Raw genomic sequence first — 13,605 nt, 5'->3', positions numbered from 1 at the left:
ATGGTGGATTTTGCAGAACATCGTAAAGCGTTACTCTGCAATGATGCACAATCCATTGCTGACTATGAGTCAGCAATGGGCGAAGCGGTAAAAGCCGTTTCAGCATGGTTGCAAAATGAAAAGATGTACACTGGTGGTAGCATTAAAGAATTGCGTTCAGCAATTTCTTTCCAACCTTCAAAAGAAGGTATGGGTGTACAAGAATCTCTTCAACGTATGATTGAGCTTTTCTTGAATAAAAGCTTGAAAGTACATCATCCACATTCATTAGCACATTTACACTGCCCAACCATGGTGATGAGCCAGATCGCGGAAGTGTTAATCAATGCAACTAACCAGTCTATGGACTCATGGGATCAAAGCCCGGCGGGTTCATTAATGGAAGTTCAGCTCATTGATTGGTTGCGTCAAAAAGTAGGCTATGGTTCTGGTCAGGCAGGTGTTTTCACTTCTGGCGGTACTCAATCTAACTTGATGGGTGTGTTACTTGCTCGTGACTGGTGCATCTCGAAAAACTGGAAAGACGAAAATGGTAACCCATGGTCTGTACAGCGTGATGGTATTCCTGCCGATGCAATGAAAAACGTCAAAGTCATTTGTTCTGAAAATGCACATTTCTCTGTGCAAAAGAACATGGCAATGATGGGCATGGGCTTCCAGTCAGTTGTGACTGTTCCTGTGAATGAAAATGCACAAATGGATGTAGATGCTCTCGAAAAAACGATGGCGCATCTTCAGTCTGAAGGTAAAGTTGTTGCTTGTGTCGTTGCGACAGCAGGTACGACTGATGCCGGTGCAATTGACCCATTGAAGAAAATCCGTGAAATTACCAATAAATATGGTTCATGGATGCATATCGATGCGGCATGGGGCGGTGCATTAATTCTGTCAAATGACTATCGTGCAATGCTTGATGGTATTGAGTTGTCTGACTCAATTACTCTCGACTTCCATAAGCATTATTTCCAAAGCATTAGCTGTGGCGCGTTCTTGTTAAAAGATGAAGCGAACTATCGTTTCATGCACTACGAAGCTGAATACTTGAACTCTGCTTATGACGAAGAGCACGGTGTACCAAACCTTGTGTCTAAATCATTACAAACGACTCGTCGTTTTGATGCATTGAAATTGTGGATGACAATTGAATCACTAGGTGAAGACCTTTATGGTTCAATGATTGACCATGGTGTAAAACTTACTCGTGAAGTTGCAGATTACATCAAGGCAACTGATGGTTTAGAACTTTTAGTTGAACCACAGTTTGCTTCGGTATTGTTCCGCGTTGTGCCACAAGGCTACCCAGTTGAGTTTATCGATAGCTTGAACCAAAACGTAGCAGACGAATTGTTTGCACGTGGTGAGGCAAATATCGGTGTAACAAAAGTTGGTAATGTACAGTCATTGAAAATGACAACATTAAGCCCTGTTGTGACATTCGAAAACGTTAAAAACCTTTTAGGTCAAGTATTGGCTGAAGCTGACCGCATTAAAGATGCAATTGCTTCTGGTAACTATGTACCACCAATTGACTAATTGAGTTGATAACAAAAAAAGCTCGGTTTATTACCGGGCTTTTTTATGGCAGATTGTTTTTATTTGGATTGTGTATGAAGAAAAGAATACATGCACAAATCATGCATATTTTCAAAAAACAAAAATAATTATGCATGATTTATGGGGAGCAAATTTCTTATTGTATTGATATGTCCCCAATATTTTTGGTCACATTGATATATCAATATCGTACTTACTTTAAATAATCCCGCTTTAACTGAAAAAAGTAAGTGGCTGTAATTACAATTAAGACAAGGAAGAAGAAATGCAACAAGCGAATATGCTCAATGAATTTAAACTCATTATTGGCGGTCAACTTTGTTCAGGTGAGCAAGGCGAGCTAGAAATTCTTAACCCTGCTACTGGCTTAACTGCTGCACGTTGTGCAAAAGCATCGGTTGCACAGGTAAATCAAGCAGTGAGTGCAGCTAAACAGGTATCTAAAGCTTGGCAACAAGTCTCGCACGATGAACGTAAATCAATTTTAAATAAAATTGCTGACGGTATTGAAAAGCATGCTGAAATGCTTGCAGAGTTGGTTGTGCTTGAACAAGGTAAGCCACTCGCACTTGCACAAATGGAAGTGCAGGGTGCAATTGGCTGGACGCGTTATGCGGCTGCTATGGATTTACCTATAGAAGTAATTGAAGACAGTGAAACCAAGCGTATTGAACGTCATCGCCAACCATTAGGTGTAGTGGCTTCAATTACGCCATGGAACTGGCCACTGATGATTGCGGTTTGGCACATCATGCCTGCATTGCGTGCGGGTAACGTGGTCATTAGTAAACCTTCTGAATACACGCCACTATCGACTTTGCGTTTGTGTGAAATCATTCAGCAAGAAGTTCCTGCTGGTGTTATTTCAATTGTGGTTGGTGCTGGTGAGATTGGTGAAGTATTATCTTCTCATCCAGATGTGCAAAAAGTCGTGTTTACGGGTTCAACTCGAACTGGTCAGCACATTATGGCTGGGGCAGCTCAGCAGCTAAAACACTTAACTTTAGAACTTGGTGGTAATGATGCTGGTATTGTATTGCCTGATGCAAATATCGATGAAATTGCAGCCAAGATTTTTAATATGGCGTTCTTAAACGCTGGTCAAACATGTGCAGCCTTAAAGCGTCTATATGTGCATGAAAGCCAATATGAAGCTTTATCTCAAAAGTTAGCTGATATTGCCAACGCTCAAGTTGTGGGTGACGGAATGACGTCTTCTACAACATTTGGTCCAGTACAAAACCAAATGCAATATAACAAAGTGAAAGCTCTTATTGCTGAAGCGATTGCACAAGGTGCAAAAGCACTTTCTGGACAACAACAGCTACCAGAGCAAGGCTACTTTATTGCACCAACTATTTTGACTGAAATTTCTGATTCTTGCCGCGTGGTGCAAGAAGAACAGTTTGGCCCTGTGTTACCTGTTTTAAAATATACCAATATCAACGATGCAATTGCTCGTGCCAATGATAGTGAGTTTGGTTTAGGTGGCTCAATTTGGTCTTCTGATATTAAAGCCGCTCAGACTTACGCTAGTCAGCTTCAATGCGGAACTGTTTGGATTAATACCCATGCTGAGGTTCTGCCTCATGCACCTTTTGGTGGCTGGAAAATGTCTGGTTTAGGTGCTGAGTTTGGTTTAGAAGGTTTACTTGAAAATACGATCGGGCAAACAGTTCATATTAGTAAAGTCTAAATATTAATTTTAAGGCGGATCTAGTATCCGCCTTTTTATTTTCACTTTTATGTGTGAAAAGCTGAGCTGTTTATTGGGAGTGATGATAGCTCATGCTTTTAGATTTGATTAAAAAATGATTCTGTTCTTTAATTTTTTTAAGAACGATGTAAGACTTTATATGCCCAATAAAATTATAAGAAAGCAATCTTTCAGTCACAAATTGAGAAAGCTGTTCTAAATTTTCAGCAACGACTTTTAAAATAAAATCCGCATCGCCACTAATTGAAAATGCATCCTGAATGTTGTCTTCAGCTTCGATGAGTTCTTGAAAAGCTTGTTGTGATTTTGCCTCGTGTGTTCTTAGATTAATATGTATCATCGCTGTAACTTCGAGTCCTAGCGCCTGCTGCTGGATGCGTGCCGTGTAGCCTAGAATAATACCTTTTTGCTCAAGTAGCTGCCTTCTTCTTGAACATTGCGAAGCAGATAAACCGATTAAATCTCCTATTTCCTGATTAGTGAGCCGTCCATTCTTTTGTAGTGCCTGAATGATTTGCCAGTCGAACTTATCCATTGCATAAAATCCTTTTATGATACACAAATCATGTATTTTTATTAAAATGCGTTTTCATTATGCACGAAATCTAAAAGATAGATGAAATATTATTTTTCTATGGAATAAAAATTGGTCTCAAAGGATATAGAGCAATGTTCATAGAAATCGGTGAATTTTTAAATCTTCGTTTAAAACAAATGGGTATCCAACATCTTTTTGGAGTACCTGGTGATTTTAACCTCTCATATCTAGAACAAGTTGAAGCAGACCCACAACTCGAATTTATTGGAAATTGTAATGAATTAAATGCTGCCTATGCAGCAGACGGTTATGCACGAATTAACGGTTTTTCTGCCTTGGCAACCACTTATGGTGTAGGTGACTTAAGTGCGATTAATGGTATTGCAGGTGCCTATGCAGAAAATGTACCTCTTATTCATATCTCAGGTATTCCGCCTTTACATGCGGTTCAAAAGGGCACACTAATACACCACACGCTTGTCGATGGTAACTACGACAATATTATGAACTGTATGAAAGAGTTCACAGTTGCCCAAACACGTTTAACTCCAGCAAATGCAGCTTTTGAAATTGACCGTGTATTACGCCAGTGTTTCCTTGAACGCCGTCCTGTACACATTCAACTACCAGGCGATATTACTCACGTTAAAATTGAAGTATCTGAGCGCCCGCTTGACTTAAGCTACCCAGCTGTTGAACCTGAATTATTGCAGAGTGTGGTAAGCAAACTCTGTGACATTATTGAGAATGCTCAAAGTCCTGCACTTCTTATTGATAATGAAGCTTCAGTTTTTGGTGTAACTTCACTTTTAAATGATTTGTCTCAAAAATGCTCAATTCCATTTGCAGGCATGAATACTGCAAAAAATATTATGGATGAAGGCTCACCTCGTTACATTGGAACTTATGTGGGTGGGGCAAGCCAGCCTCATGTGAAAAATATCATTGAACAATCCGACTGTTTAATTGGTGTTGGTGCACGCTTTACCGATGTAGGCTCAGCTGTATTTACTCATCAAATTGAGACCAAAAACTACATCGAAATTAAATCTTATGGCTTAAATATTTTTGGTCAGGATTTTCCAGGTATTGAAATTGGACAATTGCTTGTCGAGCTAAATAAAAAAGTTGCGCCACGTAAATCAACAACACCTCTTCTTGAAAAACAACCTCAGAAAGTAATTGAAGCTCCAGCTCAACAAAAGCTTAGCCAAGATGTGCTTTGGAACTACATTTCAGGGTTCTTAAAAGAAGATGATGTGATTATTGGTGAGGTAGGAACATCAAACTCTGCTTTGTCAGGTATCAAACTTCCTGCTACAGCTAAATATATTGCTCAGCCGCTTTGGGGCTCTATTGGTTATACCTTGCCAGCTTTACTTGGTAGCTTGCTGGCAGCTCCTGAACGCCGTCAAATTTTATTTATTGGCGATGGTTCTTTCCAGCTTACGGTACAAGAGCTTTCTACAATTATCCGTCATGGTTTAAAACCAATTATTTTCTTGCTGAACAATGGCGGCTATACCATTGAGCGCTTAATTATGGGTGAAAACGCGGCCTATAACGACGTGCAAAACTGGAAATACACTGAAATTCCTGCGGTATTTAACGGTAAAAAAGGCCATACAACTTATGTTGTTGAAACCGCTGGACAGCTTAAGAGTGTTTTAGACAACGTTCAGCAAAATGATCAGTTAACTTTCATTGAATTAAAACTACCAGCAATGGATGCGCCGGTAAGTTTGAAAAAATTTGCTTCTGTGATTGCTCGTTTTGACTACGGTGATCGCGGTTACGAAATTTTAAAGGAGCGTTCCCAACCGATTAAATGTAAGGATGCAATCTCTTTTTAAATAGAAGATAGGACAAGTCTTCTCAAAAATTAAATGGACTCACATTACAGCAAACTCACATCCGAAGATCGGTTCCTGATCTTCGGATGTGGTGCTGAATAAAGGTGTACAGGAAGTGACACCAACATTGGAGATAATGTTATGGATGCAAACAATAAGCACGAGTTAAAACAAGGCTTATCCAATCGGCATATTCAACTCATCGCACTCGGAGGGGCGATTGGTACAGGATTATTCTTAGGTCTTTCACAAACAATTAAATTGGCTGGTCCTTCAATTTTATTAGGATATGCAATTGCAGGAATTATTGCCTTTTTAATTATGCGCCATTTAGGTGAAATGGTTGTTGAAGAGCCGGTCAGTGGTTCTTTTAGTTATTTTGCGAACAAATACTGGGGCAAAATGGCGGGTTTTATGTCTGGCTGGAACTATTGGGGATTATATGTACTCGTCAGTATGGCTGAATTGAGTGCGATTGGGACATTTATACAGTTTTGGTGGCCTGAAATTCCGACATGGCTGACTGCTTTATTTTTCTTTATTTTAATTAACGGCATTAACTTGGTAAATGTCCGCTTTTTTGGGGAATCCGAGTTCTTATTTTCCTGCATTAAAATTGTTGCCATTTTAAGCATGATTGGTTTCGGTGCTTATCTTTTACTTTCAGGCTCAGCAGGTCCGCAAGCGGGTGTTGCAAATTTATGGCAACACGGTGGTTTCTTCCCGCACGGGATTCACGGTTTTGTCATGGCTTTAGCTGTCATTATGTTTGCATTTGGCGGCTTGGAATTAATTGGTATTGCTGCAGCTGAAACGAAGAAACCTGAAACGACTATTCCTAAAGCAGTAAATCAGATTGTGTACCGTATTTTAATTTTTTATATCGGTGCAATCGGTATTCTTTTATGTCTTTATCCATGGAACATGGTGGCAGAAGGCGGCAGTCCATTTGTTATGATTTTCCAGTCACTCAATAGTAACGGTGTTGCGAACGTTCTGAACTTTGTGGTCTTGATTGCTGCTATTTCAGTTTATAACAGCTGTATCTATTGTAATAGTCGTATGTTGCATGGTTTGGCAGAGCAGGGTAATGCTCCTGCAATTTTGAAAAAAGTAAACAGTCGCGGTATTCCAGTTCCAGCAGCAGTTGTTTCTGCATCTATCACAGCAATATGTGTGGTCGTGAATTATCTGATTCCTGGCCAAGCATTTCAGCTCTTTATGATGTTGGTTGTAGCTGCACTTGTTATTAACTGGCTTATGATTTCAGTCACACATTTGAAATTTACCAAAGCAATGAAATTGCAACGTCGCCAAACTAAGTTCCAAAGCATTATGAGTCCTTGGAGTAATTATTTAACCATTAGCTTTGTATGCTTTATTCTTATTATTATGGCGATGACTCCAGATATGAGATTGGCAGTTATTTTAGGACCAATCTGGCTTGCTGTTTTAGCTGTGATGTACTTCTTAAAATATCGTAAAAAAATGGTTGTTCTGCCAGAAGTACAATCGAATTGATCGTCTAAATTGACAATGATATTGCGGTTATCAGCCTTAAGGTTGGTAACCCTTTATCTCTTGTCATATTATTTTCATGTTACAAAGAAATTGTTTTTTTCTAGAAATTTTTAATAATAATTTTAATGACAGAAAATATTTAAATAATAAAATTAATAAATCACTAAATTACCGTTTTTTAATATATTTATAATACCTTTTGTTTTTATATTTTATAAAAAATAAAAATTTAATATTTTTAGATAATGTCATAATATAGATTGATAGAGAGGATAAAATAATCTCTATATTTAAAATAACTAATTGATAGTACATAAAAAATATTAATGTGACAGTTAACAATATCGAAATCATTAAAGCGTCATCATACTGTAACTTAATTGTCATATTTTCTATTCACAATGCAGCTATCGAAGAGCGTACAAGCACTCAACAAAAAGTGACGTACAACCTATTGCATTAATGAGAGAGAACAGAATGCGCTTAAATCCACGTCAAATCGCAATTGCGTTAGCAGTAACTGGGGCAGCTGTAACAACGACTGCAAATGCAGCTCGTGATACGATTCAAATTGCTGGTTCTTCAACTGTATTACCATTTGCCAGCGTTGTAGCTGAAGAGTTTGGTAATACTTTCCCTCAATTTAAAACTCCTGTAGTTGGTTCTGGCGGTTCTTCTGCTGGTTTGAAACAATTCTGTCAAGGTGTTGGCGATAACACGATCGACGTTGCTAACGCTTCTCGTAAAATTAAAAGCACTGAAATCGAAGCTTGTAACAAAGCTGGTGTAAAACAAATTCAAGAAATCAAAATTGGTTATGACGGTATTGTATTCGCGTCTAACTCACACAAAGCAGCTTATAAATTAAAACCTTACCATGTGTTTGCTGCTTTAGCTGCACAGTTGCCTTCAAAAGGTAAATTGGTTCCAAACCCATATACAAACTGGAATCAAATTGATAAAACACTTCCAAATGAACCGATTACGCTTGTAATCCCTGCATCTAACCACGGTACTCGTGAAGTTTTCCAAGAGAAAATGGTTGAAGCTGGTTGTGAAGCATATGAATACTTCAAGAGCTTAGATAAAGATGCTCAGAAGAAAGCATGTTCTACTTTCCGTAAAGATGGCCGTGTAATTGAAATCGCTGGCGACTATACAGAAACATTAGCGCGCTTAAAAACTTCTCCAAGTGCTGTAGGCGTGTTTGGTTTAAGTTTCTATGACATGAACCGTGACAAGTTACGTGTAGCAACAGTAAACAACGTTGTTCCATCTGAGAAGACAGTATTGAATGGAACATACCCTGTATCTCGTCCACTATACTTCTATGTAAAAGGCGAGCACTTAAAATCAGTTAAAGGTTTACCACAATACGTAGAATACTTCCTAAGCAAAAAAGCGACTGGTAAAGGTTCTAAAGCTGAGCGTGATGGTTTAATCGCGATGTCTGATGCAGAACGCGCTAAAGTTTTAGCTGACTTTAAAGCAGGTAAAACTGTTAAATAAGTTGGTTTGAATAGGGGCTGGTGATCTCAAGCGATCATCAGCCTTTTTGTCTAACACGTTTTTCCCAAATTATGACAATTGAGAAAACAGTGGAGAATACATGAATCTGCTACTTATCGGTGTGTTGTTAGCCCTTGTGGCAATTGCATATCAACTTGGGCTGAGAAAGAGCCGTAACATAGCAGGTAAGGGAAGCAACTCGGCGACGTTACATTCTCGTCCTGGTTATTATGGCGCACTGGTTGGTCTTTGGTGCGGTATCCCTGCTTTTTTAATTTTGATCATTTGGAACTTGGTTGAACCAAGTATTTTAAATCATATTATTTTTAATAATATTCCGGCGTCTGTAAGTGCTTCTCTTGATGAAGCGGGTAGAAGTGTATTGGTTGATCGTGTTCAATCAATTGCTTCAGGTTTTGGGGTGAGCGATAAACCGGCAGCCTACGAATTAGCTGCTGCTCAACAGTTTGCAAAATTTCAAACCATTGGCTCTTTTGCCAAATTTGCTGTTGTAATTTGTGCTGCTTTATTGGGGTTGGTTTGGGCAAAGAAAAAAATCAGCCAACAATATCGTGCTCGTAACCAAGTTGAACGTGCCATTAATGTTGGTTTGATTTTATGTTCTGGTGTTGCGATTTTGACAACCATCGGTATCGTAATGTCGATGTTTGGCGAAGCAATGCACTTCTTCCGTTTTGTCAGTCCAATGGACTTTTTCTTTGGTACAGAATGGAATCCGGGCTTTAGTACTTCTGGTAATGCTGAAGGCAGTTATGGTTTATTACCATTGCTATGGGGTACGCTCATGGTCAGTGGTATCGCTCTACTCGTTGCTGTACCAGTTGGATTAATGATCGCAATTTATTTAGCTGAATATGCTTCACCATGGTTCCGCTCATGGGCAAAACCAACAATTGAAGTCTTAGCTGGTATTCCAACAATTGTTTATGGTGTATTTGCCATGATGATTATTGGACCATTCTTTAAAGCAGCGGGTGCATATGTTGGTTTAGAGATCAATGCGACGAGTGCTTTAACTGCTGGTTTTGTAATGGGAATTATGATTATCCCGTTTGTTTCATCTTTGTCAGATGACATTATTACTCAAGTCCCGCGTGCACTACGTGACGGTTCTTTAGGACTTGGTGCGACTAAGTCTGAAACAATCCGTCAAGTTGTATTACCGGCAGCTTTACCTGGTATTACAGGTGCTTTCCTATTGGCAGTCTCTCGCGCTGTTGGGGAAACTATGATTGTGGTTTTAGCAGCAGGGAATAGTCCACTTTTACACGCAAATCCATTTGAAGCTGTTTCGACAGTGACAGTAACTATTGTAAAACAGTTGACTGGAGATACAGACTTCTCAAGTCCACAAGCATTGGTTGCATTCGCGCTAGGTTTAACACTATTTGTTATTACCTTGGGATTAAATATTGTAGCACTGTACATTGTGCGTAAATACCGTGAGCAATACGAATGAGTACATCAAATACATCGTCTCCTATGGATCAGAACGTATTTGATCCGAAAACTGCTGCCGAAACACGTGAACGACGTAAACAGGTTATTGAAAAATCTTTGGCTAAACGCCATCGCAAAGAAAAAGCTTTCCGTTTTGCGGGTTTCTCGGCAGTCATTATTGGTCTTGCATTCGTTGCTCTCTTGTTCGGTAGTATCTTGGCAAAAGGTTTACCTGCTTTTTGGCAAACCAGTATGAGTGTTCCAATTTACTTTGACCCTAAAGTGATTGATGCAGGCCCAGTACCCGTACGTACTCAAGGTGAAACACCTGCACATTACCAAGAACGTTATGTTGATTGGCAAACTAAAATGGGTATGGTCGATTGGGATGGCATCATTGTAAATGGAATGATTGCTAAAGATCCTGCACTTGCATCACAACGTGACTACCTAAGCAGCTTATATGCAAGCTCGGAAGCTTATCGCCTACGCGATATGGTTTTTGCAGATCCATCACTCATTGGTAAAAAAGAAAATATTACCTTCTTAGGTGATGCGAACGTCGATGTTTGGTTAAAAGGTAATATTGATCGTTCATTACCAGATGATCAGCAACAACTCGATCCAGAAGTGCGTAAGCTTGCCGATGACTTAAAAGCAAAAGGCGTTCTTGAAAGTACTTTTAACTTGAACTTATTTAAGAACCCTGACTCACGTAGTTCACCAGCAATTAGTGGTCTTGCAGGTGCATTCATGGGTTCATTATTCATGATGCTCATCGTGATCATCATTGCGATTCCAATCGGTGTTGCCAGCGCAATTTATCTCGAAGAGTTTGCTCCAAAAAATGTTCTTACGGATATTATTGAAGTTAACATCAATAACCTTGCTGCTGTTCCTTCAATTGTATTTGGTCTACTTGGTGCTGCGATTTTCATTGGCTGGATGCATTTGCCTTTATCAGCTCCGTTGGTGGGTGGTTTGGTTTTAAGCTTAATGACACTGCCAACAGTGATTATTACCACGCGTGCTTCATTAAAAGCAGTGCCACCTTCTATTCGACAAGCGGCACTTGGTTTGGGGGCTTCTAAGTTCCAAACGATTTTCCATCACGTTTTACCGTTGGCATTACCAGGCATTATGACAGGTGCAATTATTGGTGTTGCACATGCGCTTGGTGAAACCGCACCTTTACTTTTAATTGGAATGAGTGCATTCGTTGCAAGTATTCCAGCAACTCCATTTGATCAAGCAACTGCTTTACCTGTACAGGTTTATTTATGGCAGGGTAATGAGTTGCGTAACTTCTTCGAAGGCCGTACTGCTGCTGCGATTATCGTACTACTTGCATTAATGATTGGTTTAAACAGTCTTGCAATTTGGTTACGTAAAAAGTTCGAAGTGCGTTGGTAATAGAGGATAAATCATGAATACTATTGATATTACGAATTCCTTAGAAAAGGATAAGTTAGTGAATACTGAACAATCTCAATTTACAGATAAATCGCTGAATCATGGCACTTCGTATGTTTCGCATTTTGAACCACATACTTCAAAAAAGCAGAACTCAAACGAAATCAAAATTAGTGCACAAGATGCCCATGTTTACTATGGTGATTTTGAAGCTATCAAAGGTATTGACCTAGATATTTACCAAAATGAAGTGATCGCATTTATTGGTCCTTCAGGTTGTGGTAAATCAACGTTTCTTCGTACGTTAAACCGTATGAATGATACGATTGATGGTTGCCGCGTAACAGGTAAAATTACCCTCGATAACCACAATATTTATGACCCAAATCTAGACGTTGTATTATTGCGTGCTCAGGTTGGTATGGTGTTCCAAAAGCCAAACCCATTCCCTAAATCTATTTTTGACAACGTGGCTTATGGGCCTAAACTTCACGGTTTAGCGCGTGATAAATATGACCTTGAAGAAATTGTTGAAAATAGCTTACGTAAAGCTGGTTTGTGGGATGAGGTTAAAGACCGTTTGAACCAGCCAGGTACAGGTTTATCAGGTGGTCAGCAACAACGTTTATGTATTGCACGTACCATTGCTGTTAGTCCTGAAGTGATTTTAATGGATGAGCCGTGTTCTGCACTCGATCCAATTGCAACAGCAAAAGTAGAAGAACTTATTTCTGAATTGTCGAATCAATACACAATTGTGATTGTGACTCACTCAATGCAACAAGCGGCACGTGTTTCTGATCGTACTGCTTATTTCCATTTAGGTGATTTAATTGAAGTCAACTCAACTGAAAAAGTCTTTACTCAACCTGACCATCAGTTAACGGAAGCGTATATTACTGGTCGCTTCGGTTGATTAGTAAACAATAAAAGAAAAAGAGCCACGTGCTCTTTTTTTTATTTTATAAATGAAAATGACTCTATTTTGCAAAATCGCTATTGAATTTTAATCAAAAGGACCACATCTTAAGGCTATAAAGATAAACTTATGAGCTTAGAATTTTATGTTATTCCATTTGCCTAAACTCCCTGCGGAAATACGTGTCAGCCATTTAAATGCACGTGTCAATGAACAGAGAAAAAAAATTGCGCAAACTACGGCAAGCCGTTTAGAACTTTTACAACTAGCTCAACAACTTGCTAAAGAAGCTAAAATTCGCCGTAAAAATAATCAGAAGATTTTTGTTTTAGATTTCAAAGGTGATATTCAAGCTTCGGCAGTTGAAAACTTGCGTGAAGAAATTACCCTGATTTTAGCAACTGCTAAAGCAGGACGTGATCGTATTGTAGTTCGTCTGGAAAGCCCAGGTGGTATGGTCCATGGTTATGGTCTAGCAGCAGCTCAGTTGGTGCGTTTACGCGATGCAGGTTTTCATTTAACGATTTGTGTGGATAAAGTCGCTGCAAGTGGTGGCTATATGATGGCATGTATTGCAAATGAAATTATTGCAGCGCCGTTTGCTATTGTGGGTTCAATTGGCGTGGTTGCTCAAGTTCCAAACTTTAATCGTCTTTTAAAAGAACACAATGTGGATTTTGAGCTTTACACAGCAGGGCAGTATAAGCGTACAGTCACCATGTTTGGTGAAAATACGCCTGAAGGTAAAGCGAAGTTCGAAGAAGAGTTGCAACAAACTCATGTGTTATTTAAGCACTTTGTAGAAAAATATCGCCCACAGCTTAATGTTGATAAGGTGGCGACAGGTGAACATTGGTATGGTGAAGATGCGCTAGATCTGAACCTTGTTGATAAATTACAAACATCTGATGAGTATTTATTAGCTTTATTGCCACAACATGATGTGTATGTCATTAATACACGTAAGAAAGCGACTTTAGGTGAAAAGCTGGGTTTACAAGCAGCGCAAATGGCCGATAGTTTGATTCCTACTGTAATCGGCAAAGTCATGGAAAGCCTTGCAAAAGCGAACACGACGCTTGTACAGGTACGTGATCCAAAACTATAAGTTTATATAATT

The 13,605-nt window shown here is 39.2% G+C and carries 10 protein-coding genes; 9 read left to right on the top strand and 1 reads right to left on the bottom strand.

Annotation, left to right across the window (positions count from 1 at the left end; all coding sequences use genetic code 11):
* Nucleotides 1-1,533 carry a pyridoxal phosphate-dependent decarboxylase family protein gene (locus tag J663_RS03425; protein ID WP_002118849.1) on the top strand — a complete coding sequence of 511 codons (1,533 nt, stop codon included), beginning with the start codon at nucleotides 1-3 and terminating at the stop codon, nucleotides 1,531-1,533.
* 286 nt (nucleotides 1,534-1,819) lie between these two features.
* Nucleotides 1,820-3,250: an aldehyde dehydrogenase family protein gene (locus J663_RS03420; RefSeq protein ID WP_033847795.1), complete on the top strand. Its 1,431-nt coding sequence runs from the start codon at nucleotides 1,820-1,822 to the stop codon at nucleotides 3,248-3,250.
* Nucleotides 3,251-3,320: 70 nt separating this feature from the next.
* Here the strand turns inward: J663_RS03420 and J663_RS03415 are convergent, their stop codons facing one another.
* Nucleotides 3,321-3,806, bottom strand: coding sequence for an Lrp/AsnC family transcriptional regulator (locus J663_RS03415; RefSeq protein WP_033847793.1), 486 nt, complete (start codon nucleotides 3,804-3,806; stop codon nucleotides 3,321-3,323).
* A gap of 134 nt (nucleotides 3,807-3,940) precedes the next feature.
* Here J663_RS03415 and J663_RS03410 point away from each other — a divergent pair, with 134 nt between their 5' ends.
* From J663_RS03410 to sohB, 7 genes are all read left to right on the top strand, one after another.
* Nucleotides 3,941-5,662 carry an alpha-keto acid decarboxylase family protein gene (locus J663_RS03410; RefSeq protein WP_033847790.1) on the top strand — a complete coding sequence of 574 codons (1,722 nt, stop codon included), beginning with the start codon at nucleotides 3,941-3,943 and terminating at the stop codon, nucleotides 5,660-5,662.
* Nucleotides 5,663-5,803: 141 nt separating this feature from the next.
* The gene (locus J663_RS03405; RefSeq protein WP_032006975.1) at nucleotides 5,804-7,183 is read left to right on the top strand and encodes an amino acid permease; all 1,380 of its coding nucleotides are present in this window, start codon (nucleotides 5,804-5,806) and stop codon (nucleotides 7,181-7,183) included.
* Nucleotides 7,184-7,660: 477 nt separating this feature from the next.
* Nucleotides 7,661-8,692, top strand: a complete 1,032-nt coding sequence (locus J663_RS03400) for a substrate-binding domain-containing protein (RefSeq protein ID WP_032037731.1) — start codon at nucleotides 7,661-7,663, stop codon at nucleotides 8,690-8,692.
* A gap of 100 nt (nucleotides 8,693-8,792) precedes the next feature.
* Nucleotides 8,793-10,172: a phosphate ABC transporter permease subunit PstC gene (gene pstC, locus J663_RS03395; RefSeq protein ID WP_002119004.1), complete on the top strand. Its 1,380-nt coding sequence runs from the start codon at nucleotides 8,793-8,795 to the stop codon at nucleotides 10,170-10,172.
* On the top strand, nucleotides 10,169-11,566 hold the full coding sequence (pstA, locus tag J663_RS03390; protein ID WP_033847784.1) for a phosphate ABC transporter permease PstA: 1,398 nt from the start codon (nucleotides 10,169-10,171) through the stop codon (nucleotides 11,564-11,566). The genes pstC and pstA overlap by 4 nt, the downstream gene beginning before the upstream one ends.
* Nucleotides 11,567-11,579: 13 nt before the next feature.
* Nucleotides 11,580-12,482, top strand: coding sequence for a phosphate ABC transporter ATP-binding protein PstB (gene pstB / locus J663_RS03385; RefSeq protein ID WP_005067963.1), 903 nt, complete (start codon nucleotides 11,580-11,582; stop codon nucleotides 12,480-12,482).
* Nucleotides 12,483-12,630: 148 nt separating this feature from the next.
* Entirely contained in the window at nucleotides 12,631-13,593 is a 963-nt protein-coding gene (gene sohB / locus J663_RS03380; RefSeq protein WP_005067965.1) for a protease SohB, read from the top strand.
* Nucleotides 13,594-13,605: the final 12 nt, after the last annotated feature.

The organism is Acinetobacter sp. 826659 (genome assembly GCF_000588515.1).
GTDB lineage: Bacteria > Pseudomonadota > Gammaproteobacteria > Pseudomonadales > Moraxellaceae > Acinetobacter > Acinetobacter pittii.
This window is presented reverse-complemented; position numbering and strand designations above follow the sequence as displayed.

Bases quoted from the DNA above. Each gene is read 5' to 3' on its own strand.
- J663_RS03425 (WP_002118849.1), top strand. From the start codon at position 1: ATGGTGGATTTTGCAGAACATCGTAAAGCGTTACTCTGCAATGATGCA.
- pstA (WP_033847784.1), top strand. From the start codon at position 10,169: ATGAGTACATCAAATACATCGTCTCCTATGGATCAGAACGTATTTGAT.
- J663_RS03420 (WP_033847795.1), top strand. From the start codon at position 1,820: ATGCAACAAGCGAATATGCTCAATGAATTTAAACTCATTATTGGCGGT.
- J663_RS03415 (WP_033847793.1), bottom strand. From the start codon at position 3,806: ATGGATAAGTTCGACTGGCAAATCATTCAGGCACTACAAAAGAATGGA.
- J663_RS03400 (WP_032037731.1), top strand. From the start codon at position 7,661: ATGCGCTTAAATCCACGTCAAATCGCAATTGCGTTAGCAGTAACTGGG.
- sohB (WP_005067965.1), top strand. From the start codon at position 12,631: ATGTTATTCCATTTGCCTAAACTCCCTGCGGAAATACGTGTCAGCCAT.
- J663_RS03410 (WP_033847790.1), top strand. From the start codon at position 3,941: ATGTTCATAGAAATCGGTGAATTTTTAAATCTTCGTTTAAAACAAATG.
- pstB (WP_005067963.1), top strand. From the start codon at position 11,580: ATGAATACTATTGATATTACGAATTCCTTAGAAAAGGATAAGTTAGTG.
- pstC (WP_002119004.1), top strand. From the start codon at position 8,793: ATGAATCTGCTACTTATCGGTGTGTTGTTAGCCCTTGTGGCAATTGCA.
- J663_RS03405 (WP_032006975.1), top strand. From the start codon at position 5,804: ATGGATGCAAACAATAAGCACGAGTTAAAACAAGGCTTATCCAATCGG.